Genomic DNA, 19,605 nt, shown 5'->3' with positions numbered 1-19,605 from the left:
CTGACCCACCGCCATCGGGGGCAAGCCCCCTCCCACATTTTGTTACTGCGCCAGGCTTGAGGTGCTTTGGCCGACCGCCAGCCCTGCGCGAACGGCGGCAAGCGCCGCCTGGTAATACGCCTTACCCTGCGGCGACTCGGCAAACGTAGCGAATTCTTCCAGTTCCGGGTCGGACAAATCCCGATAGACGTACAGCAACGTGTTGTTCAGGTCATTGCCGATCTGTTGCATCAGCCGTTCGCGTTGTCCATCCAGCATGCCCTGGGCCTGGCCGCCGCCCAACAGGCCGGGGATCATCTGGCTCAAGCTGTCGGCCGCCACGCCGGCGATCGCCAGGCTGACTTCGGCGCCGGCTTCGCGGGCGGGCAGGGCCTGGGCCAGGTGGCCGATGATCAGGCTGCGGGTGGCGTCGGCTTCGATGTGCGGCAGGCCTTGGGCATTTTTTGCCAGCTGGTCGCGGCGGGTGGCCAGCAGTTCGGCAGCGACAATCTTGCGCCCCAGTGGCGACTGGAAAAACGCCAGGGCCGGTGCCGGGTCCGCCAGGTGCTTGCGCAGCTGGGCTTCGGCGCGCCGGTCCACGGCCTGGGCGGCGAAGCGCTTGTTGCTGTTGTCGACCAGCGCCTGGTACACCGCCGGCGGCAGGCTGTTGCGGTAGCGTTGCTGGGCGGCACTGAGGGCGTCATTGAAATGCGCGCGTTGTTCGGCCCAGCCGGCGACCTTGTACAACTGGTCATGGCCGTCTGCCCAAGCGGGCAAAACGCAGAACATCAGCAAGGAAAAAAACAAACGACGCATATGGACTCCTGTCAGTCGGCCACTATTGTCCGTGTCGGGCGTAGGATTTGTCGAGAAGTCCTATCAGTCACCTGACTAAAGTGCGTTCAGACGCTCAGCGGCTCTGTCGGATTCACAGGCGTATGGATACTATGCGCGCCATGCAAATATCCCACGATCACCCATTGCTGCAACGCATTGTCGACGACCTGGCCGAAAAGGGTTGGTCGCAGCAAAACGGCTTCCTGCCCCAGGCTCTGACCCTGGAACTGGCGGCTGAGTGCCGTAAACGTGCGGCTGAAGGTGAGCTGGCCCCGGCGGCGGTCGGGCGCGGGCCGGCCCAGGAGATTCGCGAGGGTATTCGTGGCGACCATATCCAGTGGCTGGAGGAGGGCGACGCCGTCGTCTGCGACCGCTATATGGCGGTGATGGACAGCCTGCGCCTGGCGATAAACCGCAGCTTGTTCCTCGGCCTGGAAGATTTCGAAAGCCATTTCGCGATGTACCCGCCGGGGGCGTTTTACCTCAGGCACCTGGACCGGTTTCGCGACGACGACCGGCGCACGGTCTCGGCGGTGATCTACTTGAACGACGAGTGGCTGCCGGAACACGGCGGCCAGTTGCGCATGTACCTCAAGGACGGCGTCGAACTCGACGTGGTGCCCAGCGGGGGTTGCCTGGTGGTGTTCCTGTCCGGCGAAGTGCCCCACGAAGTGCTGCCTGCTACCCGCGAGCGCCTGTCGCTGACCGGCTGGTTTCGTCGGCGCGGTAACGAGCCGTTTTAAGCATGGAAAAAATTCTCGTCAGCCGCTGCCTGCTCGGGCACAAAGTGCGCTATGACGGCGGCGCCAGCGGGCCGTTCGATCAACTGGCGGCATGGCAGGCCGAAGGCCGCGTGGTTGCGATCTGCCCGGAAGTGGCGGGCGGTTTGCCCACGCCCAGGCCTTCCGCCGAGATTCCTGGCGGGCAGGGTATCGACGTGTGGGAGGGCCGCGCCCAGGTGCTGACCGCCGCGGGCGAGGACTTCAGCGCCGCCTTCCTCGACGGCGCCCGCCAGACGTTGGCGCTGGTGCAGCGCCACAATATCCGTATCGCCGTGCTCAAGGCCAATAGCCCGTCCTGTGGCAATGTGCTGACCTATGACGGCACTTTCAGCGGTGTGAAGGTGAGCGGCGAAGGCGTCACGGCGGCGCTGCTCAAGCGCCATGGGGTGCTGGTGTTCAGTGAGTTGGAGTTGCTTGAGGCGGCGCAAGCCCTGGCCCGTCTCCCAAGCCCTCCCACATTTTGATTTACTGTGCTTTGACTTCCGCCGTGTCGCTTTCGAGCCACTTCTGCCCCAGCGCCTTCAACCGGCCATCGGCTTTCACCCGTTGCAGCGCATTGTCCAGGCTCGCCTTGAACGCCGGGTTGCCCTTCTGGAACGGAATGGCCAGCGCCGGCTTGTCGCGATAAGGCTCACTGAAATCGAACTGATCCTGCAACTCGGCAGTCATAGCGATATGGTTGATGGCCACGTCGTACTTGCCGCTTGCCACGCCGGGCAGCATGTCGCTGTCGTCGGTGGTGATGAACGAGGGGCGCACATCCATCTCTTTGGCCAGTTGTTCACCGAGTTCCACTTCAAAACCGGTGAGTTTCTCGCCGTCCTTGAAGTTGAAGGGCGGGGTATTGGCCTCGAGGGCGATGCGCAGTTCACCGCGGTCAAACACATCATCAATCAATTCGGCGTGAGCCAAGGGGCTCATCAGAGGAAGCAGCAGTAACAGGCCAGGCGAAAAGCGCATGGTCACTCCTAAATAATTCGAATGTGCGAGGCGCGGTTCAGCATCGCTTTGTTATGGTGTTGAGTGCCTTGGACAGCAATTAGTCGCTAAGTTGTCATAACCCTACAAATTTCATAGAAAAGTGGAGAAGCGAATGAAAGCCCTTTTGTCTCGTGTAACGATTGCCGGCGTACTATTGGGTGCTTCGATGTTGGTGACCGCCGCAGACGGCATCCCTCGCAGCGCGCCACCTGAAAATGCCAAAGTGTTTATCGTTTCGCCGAAAGACGGCGCCACCGTCGATAAAACCTTCACCGTCAAGTTCGGCATGGAAGGTCTGAAACTGGCCCCGGCCACCGACCAGACCCCAGGCACCGGCCACCATCACCTGCTGGTCGACCAGAAGGCGCTGCCCGACGCCAGCGTGCCGATCCCGGCCACCGACAGCGTAATCCACTTCGGCAAGGCCCAGACCGAAACCGAGCTGACCCTGACCCCTGGCAAGCACACCTTGCAACTGGTCGCCGGCGATAAACTGCACATGCAGTTCAACCCGACTGTAGCCTCGAAAGTGATCACGGTTAACGTCAAGTAAGATTTGTTCAGACAAAAAAATGGGAGACCCCTGCGGGCCTCCCATTTTTCGTAGGGCGTTTGAAGCGTTAGAACAACACGCGGCAACGAATCGTGCCGTTGATGTGTTGCAGCTTCTGTTGCGCCAGGTCCGAGTACTCGGCGTCGACGTCGATCACCACGTAGCCGACCTTCTCGTTGGTCTGCAGGAACTGACCGGAAATGTTGATGCCGTTTTCCGCGAAGACCTTGTTGATCTCCATCATCACACCCGGGATGTTCTGGTGGATGTGCAGCAGACGGTGCTTGCCAGGGTGAGCCGGCAGGGCCACTTCCGGGAAGTTGACCGAGGATACCGACGTACCGTTGTCGCTGTACTTGACCAGCTTTTCCGAGACTTCCAGGCCAATGTTGGCCTGGGCTTCAGCGGTGGAGCCGCCGATGTGCGGGGTCAGGATCACGTTGTCCAGGCCACGCAGCGGGCTTTCGAAGATGTCGTCGTTGGAGCGTGGCTCCACCGGGAACACGTCGATGGCGGCGCCGATCAGGTGCTTGTCCTTGATCGCGTCGGCCAGGGCGTCCAACTCGACCACGGTGCCGCGGGCAGCGTTGATCAGGATGCCGCCTTTCTTGATCGCGCGGATTTCCTTCTCGCCGATCATCCACTGGGTCTCAGCGGTTTCCGGCACGTGCAGGGTGACGATGTCGGACATGCCCAGCAGCTCGGTCAGGCTCGACACTTGCGTGGCGTTACCCAGTGGCAGCTTGGTCAGGGTGTCGTAGAAGAACACCTGCATGCCCAGGCTTTCGGCCAGGACCGACAGTTGAGTGCCGATTGAACCGTAACCGATGATCCCCAGCTTCTTGCCGCGGATTTCGAAGGAGTTGGCTGCGCTCTTGATCCAGCCGCCACGGTGGCAGGAGGCATTCTTCTCCGGAATGCCGCGCAGCAGCAGGATGGCCTCGGCCAGCACCAGCTCCGCGACGGAACGGGTGTTGGAGTACGGTGCGTTGAACACCGCGATGCCGCGCTCGCGCGCTGCGTTAAGGTCGACCTGGTTGGTGCCGATGCAGAAGCAGCCGACCGCCACGAGTTTCTTGGCGTGATCGAAGACCTCTTCGGTCAGCTGAGTGCGGGAGCGAATGCCGATGAAGTGCGCGTCGGCGATCTTTTCCTTGAGCTGGGCTTCCGGCAGAGAACTGGTGATGTACTCAATGCTGGTATACCCGGCGGCTTTCAGAACTTCGACAGCCGATGGGTGGACGCCTTCCAGAAGAAGGAACTTGATCTTGCTCTTATCGAGAGAAGTCTTGCTCATCTGCGTAAACCTGTATCCCGGAGAAAAATGGCAGGGAATCGGATCGCCGGATGTGTCCTGATTCACCAATACTGTTCCCGTTTGACGGCGTCTGTTGCCGTCATGCTGCGTTGCCGCTCCTCCCCATAGCCAGAGCTATGAGTCGTCGCGGCGCCTTGCCTGACGACAACAGCCACTCGTCAAACAGAAACGTATTGGTAAATCAGGGCACAGAGCTGACCCGGACGGCAGGAAAGCCGTCACCGCAGAACGCCCTTGGGCTCTGTCCTACGGGGGCGGTATGCTAGCATACGCGCCCCGCTAAACACCTATTCCTGCGACGTGAAGCGTTCTCAGGATGACCATGAATTGTTCGAGAGTTCTGTCGATGACCCATCCTGCCCTGATTGATGAGCTAAAGACCCTGGTTGAGCCCGGCAAAGTGCTGACCGACGCCGACTCCCTGGAGGCTTACGGCAAGGATTGGACCAAGCACTTCGCCCCGGCCCCGACTGCCATCGTATTCCCCAAGACGGTTGAACAGGTGCAGGCCATCGTGCGCTGGGCCAATGAGCACAAGGTCGCGCTGGTGCCGTCCGGTGGGCGTACCGGCCTGTCGGCTGCCGCCGTTGCGGCCAATGGTGAAGTGGTCGTCTCGTTCGACTATATGAACCAGATCCTCGAGGTGAACCTCACCGACCGCACCGCCAAGTGCCAGCCGGGCGTGGTCACCAAGCAATTGCAGAACGTCGCCGAAGAGCACGGCCTGTACTACCCGGTGGACTTCGCTTCGTCCGGTTCTAGCCAGATTGGCGGCAATATCGGCACCAATGCCGGCGGGATCAAGGTCATTCGCTACGGTATGACCCGTAACTGGGTCGCCGGCATGAAGGTCGTCACCGGCAAAGGCGACGTGCTGGAACTGAACCGCGACCTGATCAAGAATGCCACCGGCTACGACATGCGCCAGCTGTTCATCGGCGCCGAAGGCACCCTGGGTTTTGTGGTGGAAGCCACCATGCGCCTGGACCGTGCGCCGAAAAACCTCACCGCGATGGTGCTCGGCACCACCGACTTCGACGCGATCATGCCGGTGTTGCACGCATTCCAGAGCAAGCTGGACCTGACCGCTTTCGAGTTTTTCTCTGACAAGGCCCTGGCCAAAGTCCTCGGCCGTGGTGACGTGCCGGCGCCGTTCGAGACCGAGTGCCCGTTCTACGCACTGCTGGAATTCGAAGCCACCACCGAAGAAGTCGCCAACCACGCCCTGGAAACCTTCGAGCACTGCGTCGAGCAGGGCTGGGTGCTGGACGGGGTGATGAGCCAGAGCGAAACCCAGCTGCACAACCTGTGGAAACTGCGCGAGTACATCTCCGAGACTATTTCCCACTGGACGCCGTACAAGAACGACATTTCGGTGACGGTATCGAAAGTGCCGGCATTCTTGAAGGAAATTGACGCGATCGTCGGCGAACACTACCCCGACTTCGAGATCGTCTGGTTCGGCCATATCGGCGACGGCAACCTGCACCTGAACATCCTCAAGCCGGAAAACCTGAGCAAGGATGAGTTCTTTGCCAAGTGCGCCACCGTGAACAAGTGGGTGTTCGAAACCGTGGCGAAGTACAACGGCTCGATCTCCGCCGAACACGGCGTGGGCATGACCAAGCGCGACTACCTGACCTACAGCCGCTCGCCGGTTGAAATCGAATACATGAAGGCCGTGAAAGCGGTGTTTGACCCGAACGGGATCATGAACCCCGGCAAGATCTTCGCTGTTTAACCGCCCCTGAAGGAGTCGTTCCATGAGCTACCAGCACAAGTATGTCGACGGCACCAACATCCACTTCCCGGTGGGTAAAGTGGTGTGTATTGGGCGTAACTACGCCGAACATGCCAAGGAACTGGATAACCCGGTACCGACCGAACCGTTGCTGTTCATCAAGCCGGGCAGCTGCGTTGTGGCGCTGGAAGGCGGTTTCAGCATTCCGACCGAACGCGGTTCGGTGCATTACGAAGCGGAAATTGCGGTGCTGATCGGCAAACCCCTGTCGACCAAGCCTAGCCGCGAAGAAGTGCTCGATGCCATCTCCGGCTTCGCCCCGGCCCTGGACCTGACCCTGCGCGACAAGCAGGCTGAATTGAAAGCCAAGGGCTTGCCGTGGGAAATCGCCAAGTCCTTCGACGGCGCGGCGGTGATCGCGCCGTTCGTGGTCGGCAGCACCTTCCCGGACCTGACCGATATCGGCATTCGCCTGAGCATCAACGGCGAAGTGCGCCAGAATGGCAACAGCGCGGCCATGCTCAACCCGATCATCCCGATGATCCAGTACATGGCCGGCTGCTTCTCGCTGCAGGCCGGCGACGTGATCCTCACCGGCACCCCCGCTGGCGTTGGGCCGTTGAATGTCGGTGACAAGCTGGTGCTGGAACTGTCCGGTGTGACCCGCTTCGAAAGCAGCGTTCGCTAACTTCGGCACAACCCTGTGGCGAGCGAACAAGCTCGCTCGCCACAGGTCCCGCACCCGTTTCGGTTGTTTGCATTTTTTTCACACCCCATCCGGATAATCTTCAGCCTCTAGCGCGCGGGCCGGTTATTCCTGTGCTTTCACCTAACGCTGACTTTCCGGAAAAAGCGCCCAATGGCCGTGTCCCTGCCTACCTTTACCCCCAAGCCACGCTCTCGTTTTGCTCTGCGCTGGTATTCCTGGCTGCTTCTGGTTGGGGCGATCGTGTATGGCGTTGCCTGGGCCATGCATTGGGACGACCGGGGTGTGTTGTGGGTCGTGGAGCGTTTTGAAAGCCCGGCCAAACGCCAAGCGAGCGTGTGGCTCCCGGATTACCGCGCCGTCATCGACGCCAAGCTGCTGCCCGGTATGGAGAAGGACGAGGCCTCGGACCTGTCCTACAACCCGCAGACGAAAACCCTGTTTTCCGTCATGGGCAAAAATCCATTCCTCGTCGAGTTGACCCTGCAAGGCGATGTGCTGCGCAAGATGCCCCTTAACGGTTGGAACAACCCGGAAGGTGTGACGGTGATGGAAAACGGCCTGATTGCCGTGGTCGATGAACGCCAGCACAGCCTGACCATCGTCAAGGTCGACGCCAGCACCACGGCGTTGAACAAGGCCGACTTCCCGAGTTACGACCTGGGCCCGTCCAAAGACCAGAACAAAGCCTTTGAAGGCGTCACCTGGGACAAGCGCAACCAGCAGTTCGTGCTCGGCGAAGAACGCCCGCCAGCGCTGTTCACCTGGAAAAGCGACGGCAGCCAGACCCTGGTCGGTGACAAGCAAAAGCTCGCCAATACAAAGCTCGACATGCGCAACCTCTCGGCGCTGGCCATCGATCCGCGCACCGGGCACCTGCTGGCGCTGTCGGCCGAGTCCCACCTGCTGCTGGAACTGGATGAAAAGGGCGAGCCAGTCAGCTTCATGACCTTGCTCGGCGGCTTCAACGGCCTCAAGAACACGATCCCGCGTGCCGAAGGCGTGACCCTGGACGAGAACGGCAACCTCTACATGGTCAGTGAGCCGAACCTGTTCTATCGTTTCGAAAAGCAGAAATAACAACCGATTACGTCGGATATTTCTCTATCCGCGGCATACGCCACACACCGGGCGCGTTTAAGTTTAAATTCAGGCGGGCGTGATATTCATTCGCCATTTTTGACTTTGAGCCCGCCCGATGCGTCGACTTGCCCGCCCCAAACCGGCTTTTTTCATACTGGTGCTGATCGCCTTGATGGGCGCGGGCGTTGTCGCACAACAGTTTCGTCTGTTCGAACGGGCCTGGTTCAATTGGCAGGTGTGGGGCCAGCCTGTTGGCGACCGCGCCATTGGCCTGGCGGATTACCGGGTCAGCGTCGAGGGCCAGGTGATCGAAGGCCTGGATGACGACGTCTCCGCGCTGACCTACGACCCGGTGCGTAAAAGCCTGTTTACCGTCACCAACAAAAACGCCGAGCTGGTCGAACTGTCCCTCGCTGGCAAGATCCTGCGAAGGATTCCCCTGGTTGGCTTCGGAGATGCCGAGGCCGTGGAATTTATCAGCGACAACATCTATGTCATCAGCGATGAGCGCCAACAGCGCCTGATCAAGGTGCATGTGGATGACGATACGCAGTTCCTCGACGCCGCCGACGCGGAGCAGATGACCCTGGGTGTGCATGTGGGGGGCAACAAGGGGTTTGAAGGGCTTGCCTACGACTCGGTGGGCAAGCGCCTGTTCGTGGCGAAGGAACGCGACCCGATGGTGATCTATGAGGTTCATGGGTTTCCCCATTTCAAACCGGAAAAAACCTACTCGGTCCACGTCATCAACAACCCCAAGCGCGATGCCGGGCTGTTCGTGCGCGACCTGTCGAGCCTGCAATACGACGAACGCAGCGGCCATTTACTGGCGCTGTCGGATGAATCGTTCCTGGTGTTGGAGCTGGATATCGACGGTCGCCCGTTAAGCAGTTTGTCGCTGCTTAACGGGCGCCATGGCCTGAATACGCGGGTGCCGCAGGCCGAAGGGATCGCCATGGATGACGCGGGTACGTTGTACCTGGTCAGCGAGCCGAACCTGTTCTACGTGTTCAAGAAACCAGAAGCCTGAACACACCGCCGACCCCACATTCGGTTGTGCATCAGGCCTTGAGGGTTTTCACGCCTTCCGGGGTGCCCAGCAGCAGCACGTCAGCCGGGCGTGCGGCGAACAGGCCGTTGGTGACCACGCCGACGATGGCGTTGATCTGCGTCTCAAGCTCCACCGGGTTGGTGATCTGCATGTTGTACACGTCGAGGATGATGTTGCCGTTGTCGGTCAACACGCCTTCGCGGTACACCGGGTCGCCGCCCAGCTTCACCAGCTCGCGGGCCACGTGGCTGCGGGCCATCGGGATCACTTCCACCGGCAGCGGGAAGGCGCCGAGTACCGGCACCAGTTTGCTGGCGTCGGCGATGCAGATAAAGGTCTTGGCCACGGCCGCGACGATCTTCTCGCGGGTCAGGGCCGCGCCACCGCCCTTGATCAGGTTCAGGTGCGCGTCGCTTTCATCGGCGCCGTCGACGTAGAACTCCAGGTCGCTGACGGTATTGAGCTCGTACACCGGAATGCCATGGCCCTTGAGGCGCGCGGCGGTGGCTTCGGAGCTGGCCACGGCGCCATCGAACGCGCCCTTGTGCTTGGCCAGCGCATCGATGAAGCAGTTGGCAGTGGAGCCGGTGCCGACGCCGACGATGCTCTTGTCATCGAGTTTAGGAAGGATTAAATCGACGGCGGCCTGGGCCACTGCCTGTTTGAGTTGATCCTGGGTCATGCGGGCTCCGGAACGGGCGGGGAGTAGAGAGGGCGCGAGTATAACCCATCAAAACCTTTGGATTCGTGTGGTCGCCCGGCCAAACGCTGAGTTAGACTCGTCGACCCTGCCCACTCCGCCCAGTGATGCCTGCCGATGCTTGAACAGTACGTCAAAAAGATCCTCACCTCGCGCGTTTACGACGTTGCCATAGAAACCCCGTTGCAGGCCGCCCGCCAGCTCTCCGAGCGGCTGGGCAACAAGGTCTTGCTCAAGCGGGAAGACTTGCAGCCGGTGTTCTCGTTCAAGATTCGCGGCGCGTACAACAAGCTGACCCAGTTGACGGCCGATGAGCGCGCGCGCGGCGTGGTCACCGCTTCGGCGGGCAACCATGCCCAGGGCCTGGCCCTGGCGGCCAAGGTGCTGGGGGTCAAGGCCACTATCGTGATGCCCAAGACCACCCCGGAAATCAAGGTCGAAGGCGTGCGTTCCCGTGGCGGCAAAGTGGTGCTGCACGGTGATTCGTTCCCGGAAGCCCTGGCCTACTCGCTGAAACTGGTCGACGAAAAAGGCTACGTCTACATTCACCCCTACGACGACCCGCACACCATTGCCGGGCAGGGGACCGTGGCGATGGAGATCCTGCGCCAGCACCCTGGGCCGCTGGACGCGATCTTCGTGCCGGTCGGCGGCGGTGGGCTGATCGCCGGTATCGCGGCGTATGTGAAATACCTGCGTCCGGAGATCAAGATCATCGGCGTCGAGCCGGACGACTCCAACTGCCTGCAGGCCGCCATGGCCGCCGGCGAGCGCGTGGTGCTGCCGACCGTGGGGATTTTTGCCGATGGCGTGGCGGTGGCGCAGATCGGCCAGTACACCTTCGACATCTGCAAAGACTATGTGGACGAAGTGATCACCGTCAGCACCGATGAAATCTGTGCGGCGATCAAGGACATCTATGACGACACCCGCTCCATCACCGAGCCAGCGGGCGCCCTGGGTGTGGCGGGCATCAAGAAATATGTCGAGAGCCGTGGCGTCACCGGGCAAACCCTGGTGGCCATCGACTCCGGCGCCAACGTCAACTTCGACCGCCTGCGCCATGTGGCCGAGCGCGCCGAGCTGGGTGAAGGCCGCGAAGCTATCATCGCCGTGACCATCCCCGAGAAGCCGGGCAGCTTCAAGGCGTTTTGCGAGGCCGTGGGCAAGCGCCAGATCACCGAATTCAACTATCGCTACCACTCCGGCCGCGAGGCGCACATTTTCGTCGGCGTGCAGACCCATCCGGAAAACGATCCGCGCAGCGCATTGATCGCCAGCCTGACCAGCCAGGGTTTCCCGGTGCTCGACCTGACCGAGAACGAACTGGCCAAGTTGCACATCCGCCACATGGTTGGCGGGCACGCGGCGAAGGTCAGCGATGAAGTGGTGTTTCGCTTCGAATTCCCGGAGCGGCCGGGCGCCTTGTTCAACTTTCTTAACAAATTAGGCGGGCGCTGGAACATCTCGATGTTCCACTATCGCAACCACGGCGCAGCCGACGGCCGCGTGGTCGCCGGCCTGCAAGTCCCGGCGGACGAGCGCCATCTGGTATCGGCAGCCCTTGAAGCCATCGGCTACCCGTACTGGGATGAAAGCGATAACCCGGCTTACAAACTGTTCCTCGGTTGAGCGACTACGCTGATTGGGGCGGCCTTTAAGGAAGACGACACATGGAAACCCTGACCACCCTCAAAGTTATCCACATGGCGGCGACTGTGTTGCTGCTGCTCAGCGGCCTCGGCCTGGCGCTGCTGGCCTGGCGCAAACGCAGCGCCGGCCCGGCGATCACCGTGCAGCGCCCGTGGGCGTTCGTATGGTTGTTGATGGGGATCTGCCTGATCAGCATGCCGTTTACCGGCTGGTGGCTGGTGCATCTGGTCGGCTGGCCGCTGGGGCAGACCTGGATTCTGGGTTCCAGCCTGCTCTACACCGTCGCGGCGCTGTGCTGGTTCTGGCTGGTGGCGCGGCTCAATCGCTTGCGCAAGGGCGAGGGCGGTAGCCTGAATTTCACCTTGGCATTGGCGGTGGTCAGCCTGGTGGGGTTTGTGGCGATTGCGGGGTTGATGGGGGCCAAGCCGGTTTAAGGCTTTACACCGAGTTGTCTGCATCGGGAGCAAGCTCCCTCCCACATTTAACCGCGTACATCCGTTGAAATGCAGTTAAATGTGGGAGGGGGCTTGCCCCCGATAGGGCCATCAGCTCCGCAGCGTAATCACCGGCCAGCCCCGCTTCTCGGCCTCAGCCCGCAGATTCGGGTCCGGGTCTACCGCGATCGGATACGTCACCTGCTCCAGCAGCGGCAAGTCATTCATCGAATCGCTGTAGAAGTAGCTGTCTTCCAGGCTGTGCCCGGTTTCTTCCAGCCAACGGTTCAGGCGCGTCACCTTGCCTTCGCGAAAGCACGGCACATCGGTGCTGCGCCCGGTGTAGCGGCCGTCTTCCATCTCGCATTCGGTGGCGATCAGGGCGTCTACGCCCAGGCGTGCGGCAATTGGCGCGGTGACGAAGCGGTTGGTCGCGGTGATGATCACCAGCTTGTCGCCAGCGGCGCGGTGCTTGGCCAGCAGTTCAAATGCCTGCGGCAGCATGATCGGCTCGATGCAGTCGCGCATGTAGTCGTTGTGCCACGCCTCCAATTGGGCCATTTCGGTGCGGCCGAGGATTTCCAGGCAAAAATTCAGGTAGGCCGCGTTATCCAGCTGGCCGGCCAGGTAGTCCTGATAGAATTCGTCGTTGCGTGCCTTGTAGGTCACCGGGTCGAGAAATCCGCGTTCACAGAGGTAATCGCCCCAGGCGTGATCGCTGTCACCCCCCAGAAGCGTGTTGTCCAAGTCGAATAAAGCCAGGCGCATTACAGTTACCCGCTGAAAAGTCTGTAAAAAGGCGTCCAGAATACGGTCTTTTCACAAGACTGCACATAAGCTAAGAAGCCTCGTTGCCGCTGGAACAACCTTTGTGGAACAATGCGACGACATGCGTTTGCGAGGTTGTTGCCGTGATCGACCCCGATGGTTTCCGTCCTAATGTCGGGATTATTCTTACGAATGATTCCGGACAGGTCCTATGGGCTCGCCGAATCAACCAAGATGCCTGGCAGTTTCCTCAAGGTGGGATCAACCCTGACGAAACCCCTGAAGACGCCTTGTACCGCGAGTTGAACGAAGAAGTCGGCCTTGAGCGCGAAGATGTGCAAATTTTGGCCTGTACCCGTGGCTGGTTGCGTTATCGTTTGCCGCAACGCCTGGTGCGTACCCACAGCCAACCGCTGTGTATCGGCCAGAAGCAGAAATGGTTTCTCCTGCGCCTGATCTCCAACGAGCAGCGGGTGCGGATGGATTTGACCGGTAAACCGGAGTTCGATGGCTGGCGTTGGGTCAGTTATTGGTATCCGTTGGGCCAGGTGGTGACATTCAAGCGCGAGGTTTATCGTCGCGCTCTCAAAGAGCTTGCCCCGCGCCTTTTAACGCGCGACTGACGACGGAGTTCGACCCCGAGCCATGCTCAATACGCTGCGCAAGATCGTCCAGGAAGTTAACTCCGCCAAGGATCTCAAGGCGGCGTTGGGGATTATTGTGTTGCGCGTCAAGGAAGCCATGGGCAGCCAGGTCTGCTCGGTTTACCTGCTGGACCCCGAGACCAACCGTTTTGTGCTGATGGCGACCGAGGGCTTGAACAAGCGCTCCATCGGCAAGGTCAGCATGGCGCCCAATGAAGGTCTGGTGGGCTTGGTAGGGACGCGTGAAGAACCCCTGAACCTTGAAAACGCGGCTGATCACCCGCGTTATCGCTACTTTGCCGAAACCGGCGAAGAGCGCTACGCCTCGTTCCTCGGCGCGCCGATCATTCACCACCGCCGCGTTGTCGGCGTGTTGGTCATCCAGCAGAAAGAACGCCGCCAGTTCGACGAAGGCGAAGAAGCCTTCCTCGTGACCATGAGCGCGCAATTGGCCGGGGTGATCGCCCATGCCGAAGCCACCGGCTCGATTCGCGGCCTGGGGCGCCAGGGCAAGGGCATCCAGGAAGCCAAGTTCGTCGGCGTACCGGGCTCGCCAGGTGCGGCCGTCGGTACGGCCGTGGTCATGTTGCCGCCGGCCGACCTCGATGTGGTGCCGGACAAGACCGTCAGCGACATCGACGCCGAAATCAAACTGTTCAAGACCGCCCTGGAAGGCGTGCGCGCCGACATGCGCAACCTGTCGAACAAGCTCGCCACCCAACTGCGCCCCGAAGAGCGAGCGCTGTTCGAGGTGTACCAGATGATGCTGGATGACGCGTCGCTGGGCAGCGAAGTCAAAAACGTGATCAAGACCGGCCAGTGGGCCCAGGGCGCGCTGCGCCAGGTGGTCTCCGATCACGTCAACCGTTTCGAATTGATGGACGACGCCTACCTGCGCGAGCGCGCCTCGGATGTGCGCGACCTCGGTCGCCGTCTGCTCGCTTACTTGCAGGAAGACCGTTCCACCAACCTGGTCTACCCCGACAACACCATCCTGATCAGTGAAGAACTGACCGCCACCATGCTCGGCGAAGTGCCGGAAGGCAAACTGGTGGGCCTGATCTCGGTGCTCGGTTCGGGCAACTCCCACGTCGCGATCCTGGCCCGGGCCATGGGCATTCCGACGGTGATGGGCCTGGTGGACCTGCCGTATTCCAAGGTCGACGGCATCGAAATGATCGTCGACGGCAACCGTGGCGAAGTGTTCACCAACCCCAGCGAAGTGATGCGCAAGCAGTACGCCGAGGTGGTGGAAGAGGAACGCCAGCTGTCCCAGGGCCTCGACGCCTTGCGCGAACTGCCCTGCGTGACCCTCGACGGGCATCGCGTGCCGCTGCTGGTCAACACCGGCCTGCTCGCCGATGTGGCCCGCGCGCAACAACGCGGCGCCGAAGGGGTGGGGCTGTACCGCACCGAAGTGCCGTTCATGATCAACCAGCGCTTTCCGAGCGAGAAGGAGCAGCTGGCGATTTATCGCGAGCAACTGTCCGCCTTCCATCCGTTGCCGGTGACGATGCGCAGCCTGGACATTGGCGGCGATAAGTCACTGTCGTATTTCCCGATCAAGGAAGACAACCCCTTCCTCGGCTGGCGCGGGATTCGCGTCACCCTCGACCACCCGGAAATTTTCCTCGTACAAACCCGCGCCATGCTCAAGGCCAGCGAAGGCCTGAACAACCTGCGCATCCTGCTGCCGATGATCTCCGGCACCCATGAGCTGGAAGAAGCCCTGCACCTGATCCACCGCGCCTGGGGCGAGGTGCGCGACGAAGGCGCCGACGTACCGATGCCGCCGATCGGCGTGATGATCGAAATTCCGGCGGCGGTGTACCAGGCCAAGGAACTGGCGCGGCAGGTCGACTTCCTGTCGGTGGGCTCCAACGACCTGACCCAATACCTGCTGGCCGTGGACCGCAACAACCCACGGGTGGCCGACCTCTACGACTACCTGCACCCGGCGGTGCTGCAAGCGCTGCAACATGTGGTGCGCGACGCCCATGCCGAAGGCAAGCCGGTGAGCATCTGCGGGGAAATGGCCGGCGATCCGGCGGCAGCGGTGCTGTTGATGGCGATGGGCTTTGACAGCCTGTCGATGAACGCCACCAACTTGCCGAAGGTGAAGTGGCTGCTGCGCCAGGTCAACCTGAGCATGGCCAAGGAACTGCTGGCCGAGCTGATGACCATCGACAACCCGCAAGTTATCCACAGCTCGCTGCAACTGGCGCTGAAGAACCTGGGGTTGACGCGGATGATCAACCCGGCCTCTGCCAAGACCCTCTAAAACCTGGCGCCGATCAAAAATGTGGGAGGGGCGGTGCGACGATTCGACTTGCCCCCGATTACGGAGTGTCAGTCAGCACACTTTTGGCTGATACACCCTAATCGGGGGCAAGCCCCCTCCCACATTGGTTTTGTGGTGTGTCTAGAGCGAGAGTTCGACTTCGCCGAGCCGCCCACCGTGCGGCCCAAAACTGCGCTCCACTATCTGCCGCGTGCCGTCCGCATTCACAATCAGCGCTGTACTCGCCCGTGTCCCATAACTGGGGCTGGCGATAAATACGCTTGATAGCAAACTCTCGGTCGCCAAGCCCACGCCGGTGTCCGGCAAGTCGGCAAACGGCGCGGTTTGCGGGTCGCTCAAGATATCCAGCAAGGTTTCCGGCTGCGGGTTCTCCAGTACCTCGCCCAGCGCTGCCTTGGCCTTGAGCAATTTCGGCCATGGCGTGTCGAGCCCTGCATTGGAAAGGCCGTACACCCCGGCGGGCAGCTGCGTAGGCACGCTGTCGCGGGCGTTGTAATGCCACAGTTCATCCCGCGTGCCCACCAACAGGTTGAACCCGGCATATTCAATCGCGCGGCCGTTGATCTCCGCCAAATACTGCTCAAGCGGCAGCGAACCGCTGAGAAACCGCGCCACCAATTCCCCACGCGACTTGCGGGCCGGCGGCTGGTGTGGGTCGCGGATATTGGTCAGGGCGGCAAATCGCCCGTCGGCGTTCACCCCCAGCCAGGTGCCGCCCGCTTCCTGGTCGCGGCCGGCATAGACGGCAGGCGCATCCGGCCATTGGGCCAGCGGCAGGCTGGGGCGGGCGTAGAACTCGTCACGGTTGGCCGCGACGATCAGCGGTTGGGCATGGCCCGGCCGCCAGGCGAAAACAATCAGGCACATCAGGCGATCTCCCTTTGTGTGTTTGGCCACTCTACCTACACTGGCGCGGGCGTTCCATCGTATCCAGTTGGGTCGCATGCCTTCCATCCGTTAACATGCCGGACTTGGTTTGGGGGCTCCCATGGAATTTCTGCTGTATTTACTGCTGGGCGCCTGTGCCGGGGTGCTCGCCGGGCTGTTTGGCGTGGGCGGCGGGATCATTATCGTGCCGGTGCTGGTGTTCAGCTTCACCTTGCAGGGCTTCGACCCGCAGGTGCTGACCCACCTGGCCGTGGGCACGTCCCTGGCGACGATCATCTTCACCTCGATCAATGCCGTGCGTGAGCACCATCGACGGGGCGCGGTGCGCTGGCCGATCTTTGTGTGGATGACCGTGGGCATCCTGATCGGCGCCGGTTTTGGCGCGCTGACCGCCGAGGCGATTTCCGGCCCCCACTTGCAGAAGATCATCGGCGTGTTCGCGCTGATCATCGCCGTGCAGTTGGCCCTGGAGGTCAAGCCCAAGGCCAGTCGAACGGTGCCGGGCAAGCTCGGTCTGACCCTGGCGGGCACGGTGATCGGCTGGGCCTCGGCGATTTTCGGGATTGGCGGCGGTTCGCTGACCGTGCCGTTTTTGACCTGGCGCAGCGTGCCGATGCAGCAAGCGGTGGCCACTTCGTCGGCCTGCGGGCTGCCGATTGCGCTGGCCAGTGCATTAAGTTTCATGATTCTGGGCTGGCATGACCCGCTGCTGCCCGCTCATAGTCTAGGGTTCGTGTATTTGCCGGCGCTGCTGGGCATTGCCCTGACCAGCATGGTGTTTGCCCGCTTCGGCGCGCGCCTGGCGCACCGTTTGTCGCCGCGCTTGCTCAAACGCCTGTTTGCCGGGCTGCTGTTTTGCGTGGGTTTGAATTTCTTGCTGTAACGCAGCCTTAATCGCGCCCGGGCATGGTCCCGGTCGCCATAACGAATGATTTAACGAGGAGTCGCAATGCTGCCTTACCCGCAGATCGACCCGGTGGCCCTGGCCATCGGTCCGCTGAAAATCCACTGGTACGGGTTGATGTACCTGATCGGCATCGGCGGCGCCTGGCTGCTGGCTTCCCGGCGCCTGAACCGTTTCGACCCGACCTGGACCAAGGAGAAACTCTCCGACATGGTGTTCTGGTTGTCGATGGGGGTCATCGTCGGCGGACGCCTGGGGTATGTGCTGTTTTACGACTTGCCCGCCTACATCGCCAACCCGACGCTGATCTTCGAGGTATGGAAGGGCGGCATGGCCTTCCACGGTGGGTTTATCGGCGTGATGCTCGCCGCCTGGTGGTTTGGCCGTCGCAACGGCAAGTCGTTCTTCGAGCTGATGGACTTCGTTGCGCCGCTGGTGCCGATCGGTCTGGGCGCCGGGCGTATCGGTAACTTCATCAATGCCGAACTGTGGGGCAAGCCGACCGACGTGCCGTGGGCCATGGTGTTCCCGCCGTTCAGCGACCCGGCGCAATTGCCGCGTCATCCGTCGCAGCTGTACCAGTTCGCCCTGGAAGGTGTGGCACTGTTCCTCATTCTGTACATTTTCTCGCGCAAGCCACGGCCGACCATGGCTGTGTCGGGTATGTTCGCGTTGTTCTACGGCATCTTCCGTTTTGTCGTCGAGTTCGTGCGCGTCCCGGATGCGCAACTGGGCTACCTGGCGTTCGGTTGGGTGACCATGGGCCAGATCCTCAGTCTGCCGATGATCATCGTCGGCCTGGGCCTGCTGTGGTGGGCGTACAACCGTCCGCAACCGTTGAAGAACACCGCGCTTTGAATTCGAATGCCGAGGCCTGCGAGGTCTCGGCTGCACCGATACGGGTAATGACATGAAGCAATATCTCGAACTACTGAACGACGTCGTGACCAATGGCCTGACCAAGGGCGACCGCACCGGCACCGGCACCAAGGCTGTGTTTGCCCGTCAGTATCGGCATAACTTGGCCGACGGCTTCCCGCTGCTGACCACCAAGAAGCTTCACTTCAAAAGCATCGCCAACGAATTGATCTGGATGTTGAGCGGCAACACCAACATCAAGTGGTTGAACGAGAACGGCGTGCGTATCTGGGACGAGTGGGCCACCGAAGACGGTGATCTGGGCCCGGTATACGGCGAGCAGTGGACCGCCTGGCCGACCAAGGACGGCGGCACGATCAATCAGATCGACTACATGGTCGAGACGCTGAAGACCAACCCCAACAGCCGCCGCATTCTGTTCCACGGCTGGAACGTCGAGTACCTGCCGGACGAGACCAAGAGCCCCCAGGAAAATGCGCGCAACGGCAAGCAGGCCCTGCCGCCGTGCCACCTGCTGTACCAGGCGTTCGTGCATGACGGCCATCTGTCGATGCAGTTGTATATCCGCAGCTCCGACGTATTCCTCGGCCTGCCGTACAACACCGCCGCGCTGGCGCTGCTGACCCACATGCTGGCCCAGCAGTGCGACCTGATCCCCCACGAGATCATCGTCACCACCGGCGACACCCACGCCTACAGCAACCACATGGAACAGATCCAGACCCAACTGGCGCGCACGCCGAAGAAGCTGCCGGAATTGGTGATCAAGCGTAAGCCTGCGTCGATCTATGACTACAAGTTCGAAGACTTCGAAATCGTCGGTTACAACGCTGACCCAAGCATTAAAGCCGACGTCGCCATCTAAAGCCTGCCTCAGTCTAAAGGTGTGGGCTTGTGTGGGAGGGAGCAAGTCCCCTCCCACACTTTGATTCGGTTACCAGGCTGAATTAATGCCCATGGCTTCTGCCCACATGCGAAGGCTCAGCCTCGCTGGCGGCGACACTGCCGCTGACCTCCAGCCGCTGCAATATCCCGCACTGATCCAGCTCCGGCCCGCTGCCACAGCGCTGGCGCAGGTCGATCAGCTGTTCCTGTAATGCCAACAGGCCGTCGATCCGCGCTTTGACATGGTGGATATGCTCGTCGATCAGCGCGTTGACGTTTTCGCATTGGTCCTGCGGGCTGTCTCGTAAGCCCAGCAGGCTGCGGATTTCTTCCAGGGTCATGTCCAGGCTGCGGCAGTTGCGGATAAACACCAACCGCTCGGTGTGCGCCTGGGTGTACACGCGGTAGTTGGCCTCGGTGCGTGCCGGTGGTGGCAGCAAGCCTTCCTTCTCGTAATAACGGATGGTTTCCACCGGGCAGTCGGTCAGCTTGGCCAATTCGCCGATCTTCATCGCAA

The 19,605-nt window shown here is 61.2% G+C and carries 21 protein-coding genes; 14 read left to right on the top strand and 7 right to left on the bottom strand.

Annotated elements, in window-relative coordinates; all coding sequences use genetic code 11:
- Positions 1 to 42: 42 nt before the first annotated feature.
- Positions 43 to 795, bottom strand: coding sequence for a DUF2059 domain-containing protein (locus JN756_RS30495; protein ID WP_017845071.1), 753 nt, complete (start codon positions 793 to 795; stop codon positions 43 to 45).
- A 131-nt stretch (positions 796 to 926) separates the two neighbouring features.
- Between JN756_RS30495 and JN756_RS30490 the strand changes: the two genes are divergently transcribed.
- Positions 927 to 1,559, top strand: a complete 633-nt coding sequence (locus tag JN756_RS30490; protein ID WP_201022330.1) for a 2OG-Fe(II) oxygenase — start codon at positions 927 to 929, stop codon at positions 1,557 to 1,559.
- A gap of 2 nt (positions 1,560 to 1,561) precedes the next feature.
- Complete coding sequence (locus JN756_RS30485) at positions 1,562 to 2,062, top strand: 2-thiouracil desulfurase family protein (protein WP_201021629.1); 501 nt, start codon at positions 1,562 to 1,564, stop codon at positions 2,060 to 2,062.
- A gap of 1 nt (position 2,063) precedes the next feature.
- Here the strand turns inward: JN756_RS30485 and JN756_RS30480 are convergent, their stop codons facing one another.
- A complete protein-coding gene (locus JN756_RS30480; RefSeq protein WP_046381723.1) occupies positions 2,064 to 2,558 on the bottom strand; it encodes a transporter substrate-binding domain-containing protein in 495 nt (164 codons plus the stop codon).
- A 133-nt stretch (positions 2,559 to 2,691) separates the two neighbouring features.
- On the opposite strand from JN756_RS30480, the gene JN756_RS30475 reads away from it, so the two are divergent.
- Complete coding sequence (locus tag JN756_RS30475) at positions 2,692 to 3,132, top strand: DUF4399 domain-containing protein (protein WP_046381724.1); 441 nt, start codon at positions 2,692 to 2,694, stop codon at positions 3,130 to 3,132.
- 67 nt (positions 3,133 to 3,199) lie between these two features.
- Here JN756_RS30475 and serA read toward each other — a convergent pair whose 3' ends face one another.
- Positions 3,200 to 4,429: a phosphoglycerate dehydrogenase gene (gene serA / locus JN756_RS30470; protein WP_017845066.1), complete on the bottom strand. Its 1,230-nt coding sequence runs from the start codon at positions 4,427 to 4,429 to the stop codon at positions 3,200 to 3,202.
- Between the two features lie 367 nt (positions 4,430 to 4,796).
- Here serA and JN756_RS30465 point away from each other — a divergent pair, with 367 nt between their 5' ends.
- From JN756_RS30465 to JN756_RS30450, 4 genes are all read left to right on the top strand, one after another.
- On the top strand, positions 4,797 to 6,191 hold the full coding sequence (locus JN756_RS30465) for a D-2-hydroxyglutarate dehydrogenase (RefSeq protein WP_046381725.1): 1,395 nt from the start codon (positions 4,797 to 4,799) through the stop codon (positions 6,189 to 6,191).
- Between the two features lie 22 nt (positions 6,192 to 6,213).
- Positions 6,214 to 6,879, top strand: coding sequence for a fumarylacetoacetate hydrolase family protein (locus JN756_RS30460; RefSeq protein WP_017845064.1), 666 nt, complete (start codon positions 6,214 to 6,216; stop codon positions 6,877 to 6,879).
- Positions 6,880 to 7,050: 171 nt separating this feature from the next.
- Positions 7,051 to 7,977 carry an SdiA-regulated domain-containing protein gene (locus tag JN756_RS30455; RefSeq protein ID WP_169881783.1) on the top strand — a complete coding sequence of 309 codons (927 nt, stop codon included), beginning with the start codon at positions 7,051 to 7,053 and terminating at the stop codon, positions 7,975 to 7,977.
- A 118-nt stretch (positions 7,978 to 8,095) separates the two neighbouring features.
- On the top strand, positions 8,096 to 9,010 hold the full coding sequence (locus tag JN756_RS30450) for an SdiA-regulated domain-containing protein (RefSeq protein ID WP_108524858.1): 915 nt from the start codon (positions 8,096 to 8,098) through the stop codon (positions 9,008 to 9,010).
- A 31-nt stretch (positions 9,011 to 9,041) separates the two neighbouring features.
- On the opposite strand, the gene rpiA is transcribed toward JN756_RS30450, so the two are convergent.
- A complete protein-coding gene (gene rpiA, locus JN756_RS30445) occupies positions 9,042 to 9,713 on the bottom strand; it encodes a ribose-5-phosphate isomerase RpiA (RefSeq protein WP_079444884.1) in 672 nt (223 codons plus the stop codon).
- Positions 9,714 to 9,848: 135 nt separating this feature from the next.
- On the opposite strand from rpiA, the gene ilvA reads away from it, so the two are divergent.
- A complete protein-coding gene (gene ilvA, locus JN756_RS30440; RefSeq protein WP_017845060.1) occupies positions 9,849 to 11,363 on the top strand; it encodes a threonine ammonia-lyase, biosynthetic in 1,515 nt (504 codons plus the stop codon).
- Positions 11,364 to 11,404: 41 nt separating this feature from the next.
- Positions 11,405 to 11,818, top strand: coding sequence for a DUF2269 family protein (locus tag JN756_RS30435; RefSeq protein WP_017845059.1), 414 nt, complete (start codon positions 11,405 to 11,407; stop codon positions 11,816 to 11,818).
- Positions 11,819 to 11,929: 111 nt separating this feature from the next.
- Here the strand turns inward: JN756_RS30435 and JN756_RS30430 are convergent, their stop codons facing one another.
- Complete coding sequence (locus JN756_RS30430; RefSeq protein WP_046381729.1) at positions 11,930 to 12,586, bottom strand: histidinol-phosphatase; 657 nt, start codon at positions 12,584 to 12,586, stop codon at positions 11,930 to 11,932.
- Positions 12,587 to 12,729: 143 nt separating this feature from the next.
- Here JN756_RS30430 and JN756_RS30425 point away from each other — a divergent pair, with 143 nt between their 5' ends.
- Positions 12,730 to 13,209: an RNA pyrophosphohydrolase gene (locus JN756_RS30425; RefSeq protein ID WP_026139795.1), complete on the top strand. Its 480-nt coding sequence runs from the start codon at positions 12,730 to 12,732 to the stop codon at positions 13,207 to 13,209.
- A 22-nt stretch (positions 13,210 to 13,231) separates the two neighbouring features.
- The gene (gene ptsP, locus JN756_RS30420; RefSeq protein WP_017845056.1) at positions 13,232 to 15,511 is read left to right on the top strand and encodes a phosphoenolpyruvate--protein phosphotransferase; all 2,280 of its coding nucleotides are present in this window, start codon (positions 13,232 to 13,234) and stop codon (positions 15,509 to 15,511) included.
- Between the two features lie 141 nt (positions 15,512 to 15,652).
- On the opposite strand, the gene JN756_RS30415 is transcribed toward ptsP, so the two are convergent.
- Positions 15,653 to 16,399: an NRDE family protein gene (locus JN756_RS30415; RefSeq protein ID WP_201021628.1), complete on the bottom strand. Its 747-nt coding sequence runs from the start codon at positions 16,397 to 16,399 to the stop codon at positions 15,653 to 15,655.
- Between the two features lie 121 nt (positions 16,400 to 16,520).
- On the opposite strand from JN756_RS30415, the gene JN756_RS30410 reads away from it, so the two are divergent.
- From JN756_RS30410 to JN756_RS30400, 3 genes are all read left to right on the top strand, one after another.
- Complete coding sequence (locus tag JN756_RS30410; RefSeq protein WP_017845054.1) at positions 16,521 to 17,303, top strand: sulfite exporter TauE/SafE family protein; 783 nt, start codon at positions 16,521 to 16,523, stop codon at positions 17,301 to 17,303.
- 66 nt (positions 17,304 to 17,369) lie between these two features.
- Positions 17,370 to 18,182, top strand: coding sequence for a prolipoprotein diacylglyceryl transferase (gene lgt, locus JN756_RS30405; RefSeq protein ID WP_057003970.1), 813 nt, complete (start codon positions 17,370 to 17,372; stop codon positions 18,180 to 18,182).
- Between the two features lie 52 nt (positions 18,183 to 18,234).
- Entirely contained in the window at positions 18,235 to 19,068 is an 834-nt protein-coding gene (locus JN756_RS30400) for a thymidylate synthase (protein WP_057003969.1), read from the top strand.
- An 82-nt stretch (positions 19,069 to 19,150) separates the two neighbouring features.
- On the opposite strand, the gene cadR is transcribed toward JN756_RS30400, so the two are convergent.
- Positions 19,151 to 19,600: a Cd(II)/Pb(II)-responsive transcriptional regulator gene (gene cadR / locus JN756_RS30395; RefSeq protein WP_017845051.1), complete on the bottom strand. Its 450-nt coding sequence runs from the start codon at positions 19,598 to 19,600 to the stop codon at positions 19,151 to 19,153.
- Between the last annotated feature and the right edge of the window lie 5 nt (positions 19,601 to 19,605).

The sequence above is a fragment of the Pseudomonas sp. Y39-6 genome, assembly GCF_023651955.1.
In the GTDB taxonomy this organism is placed as follows: Bacteria; Pseudomonadota; Gammaproteobacteria; order Pseudomonadales; family Pseudomonadaceae; genus Aquipseudomonas; species Aquipseudomonas veronii.
Note: the sequence above shows the minus strand (reverse complement) of the source record. Positions and strands in the feature narration are given on the sequence as shown.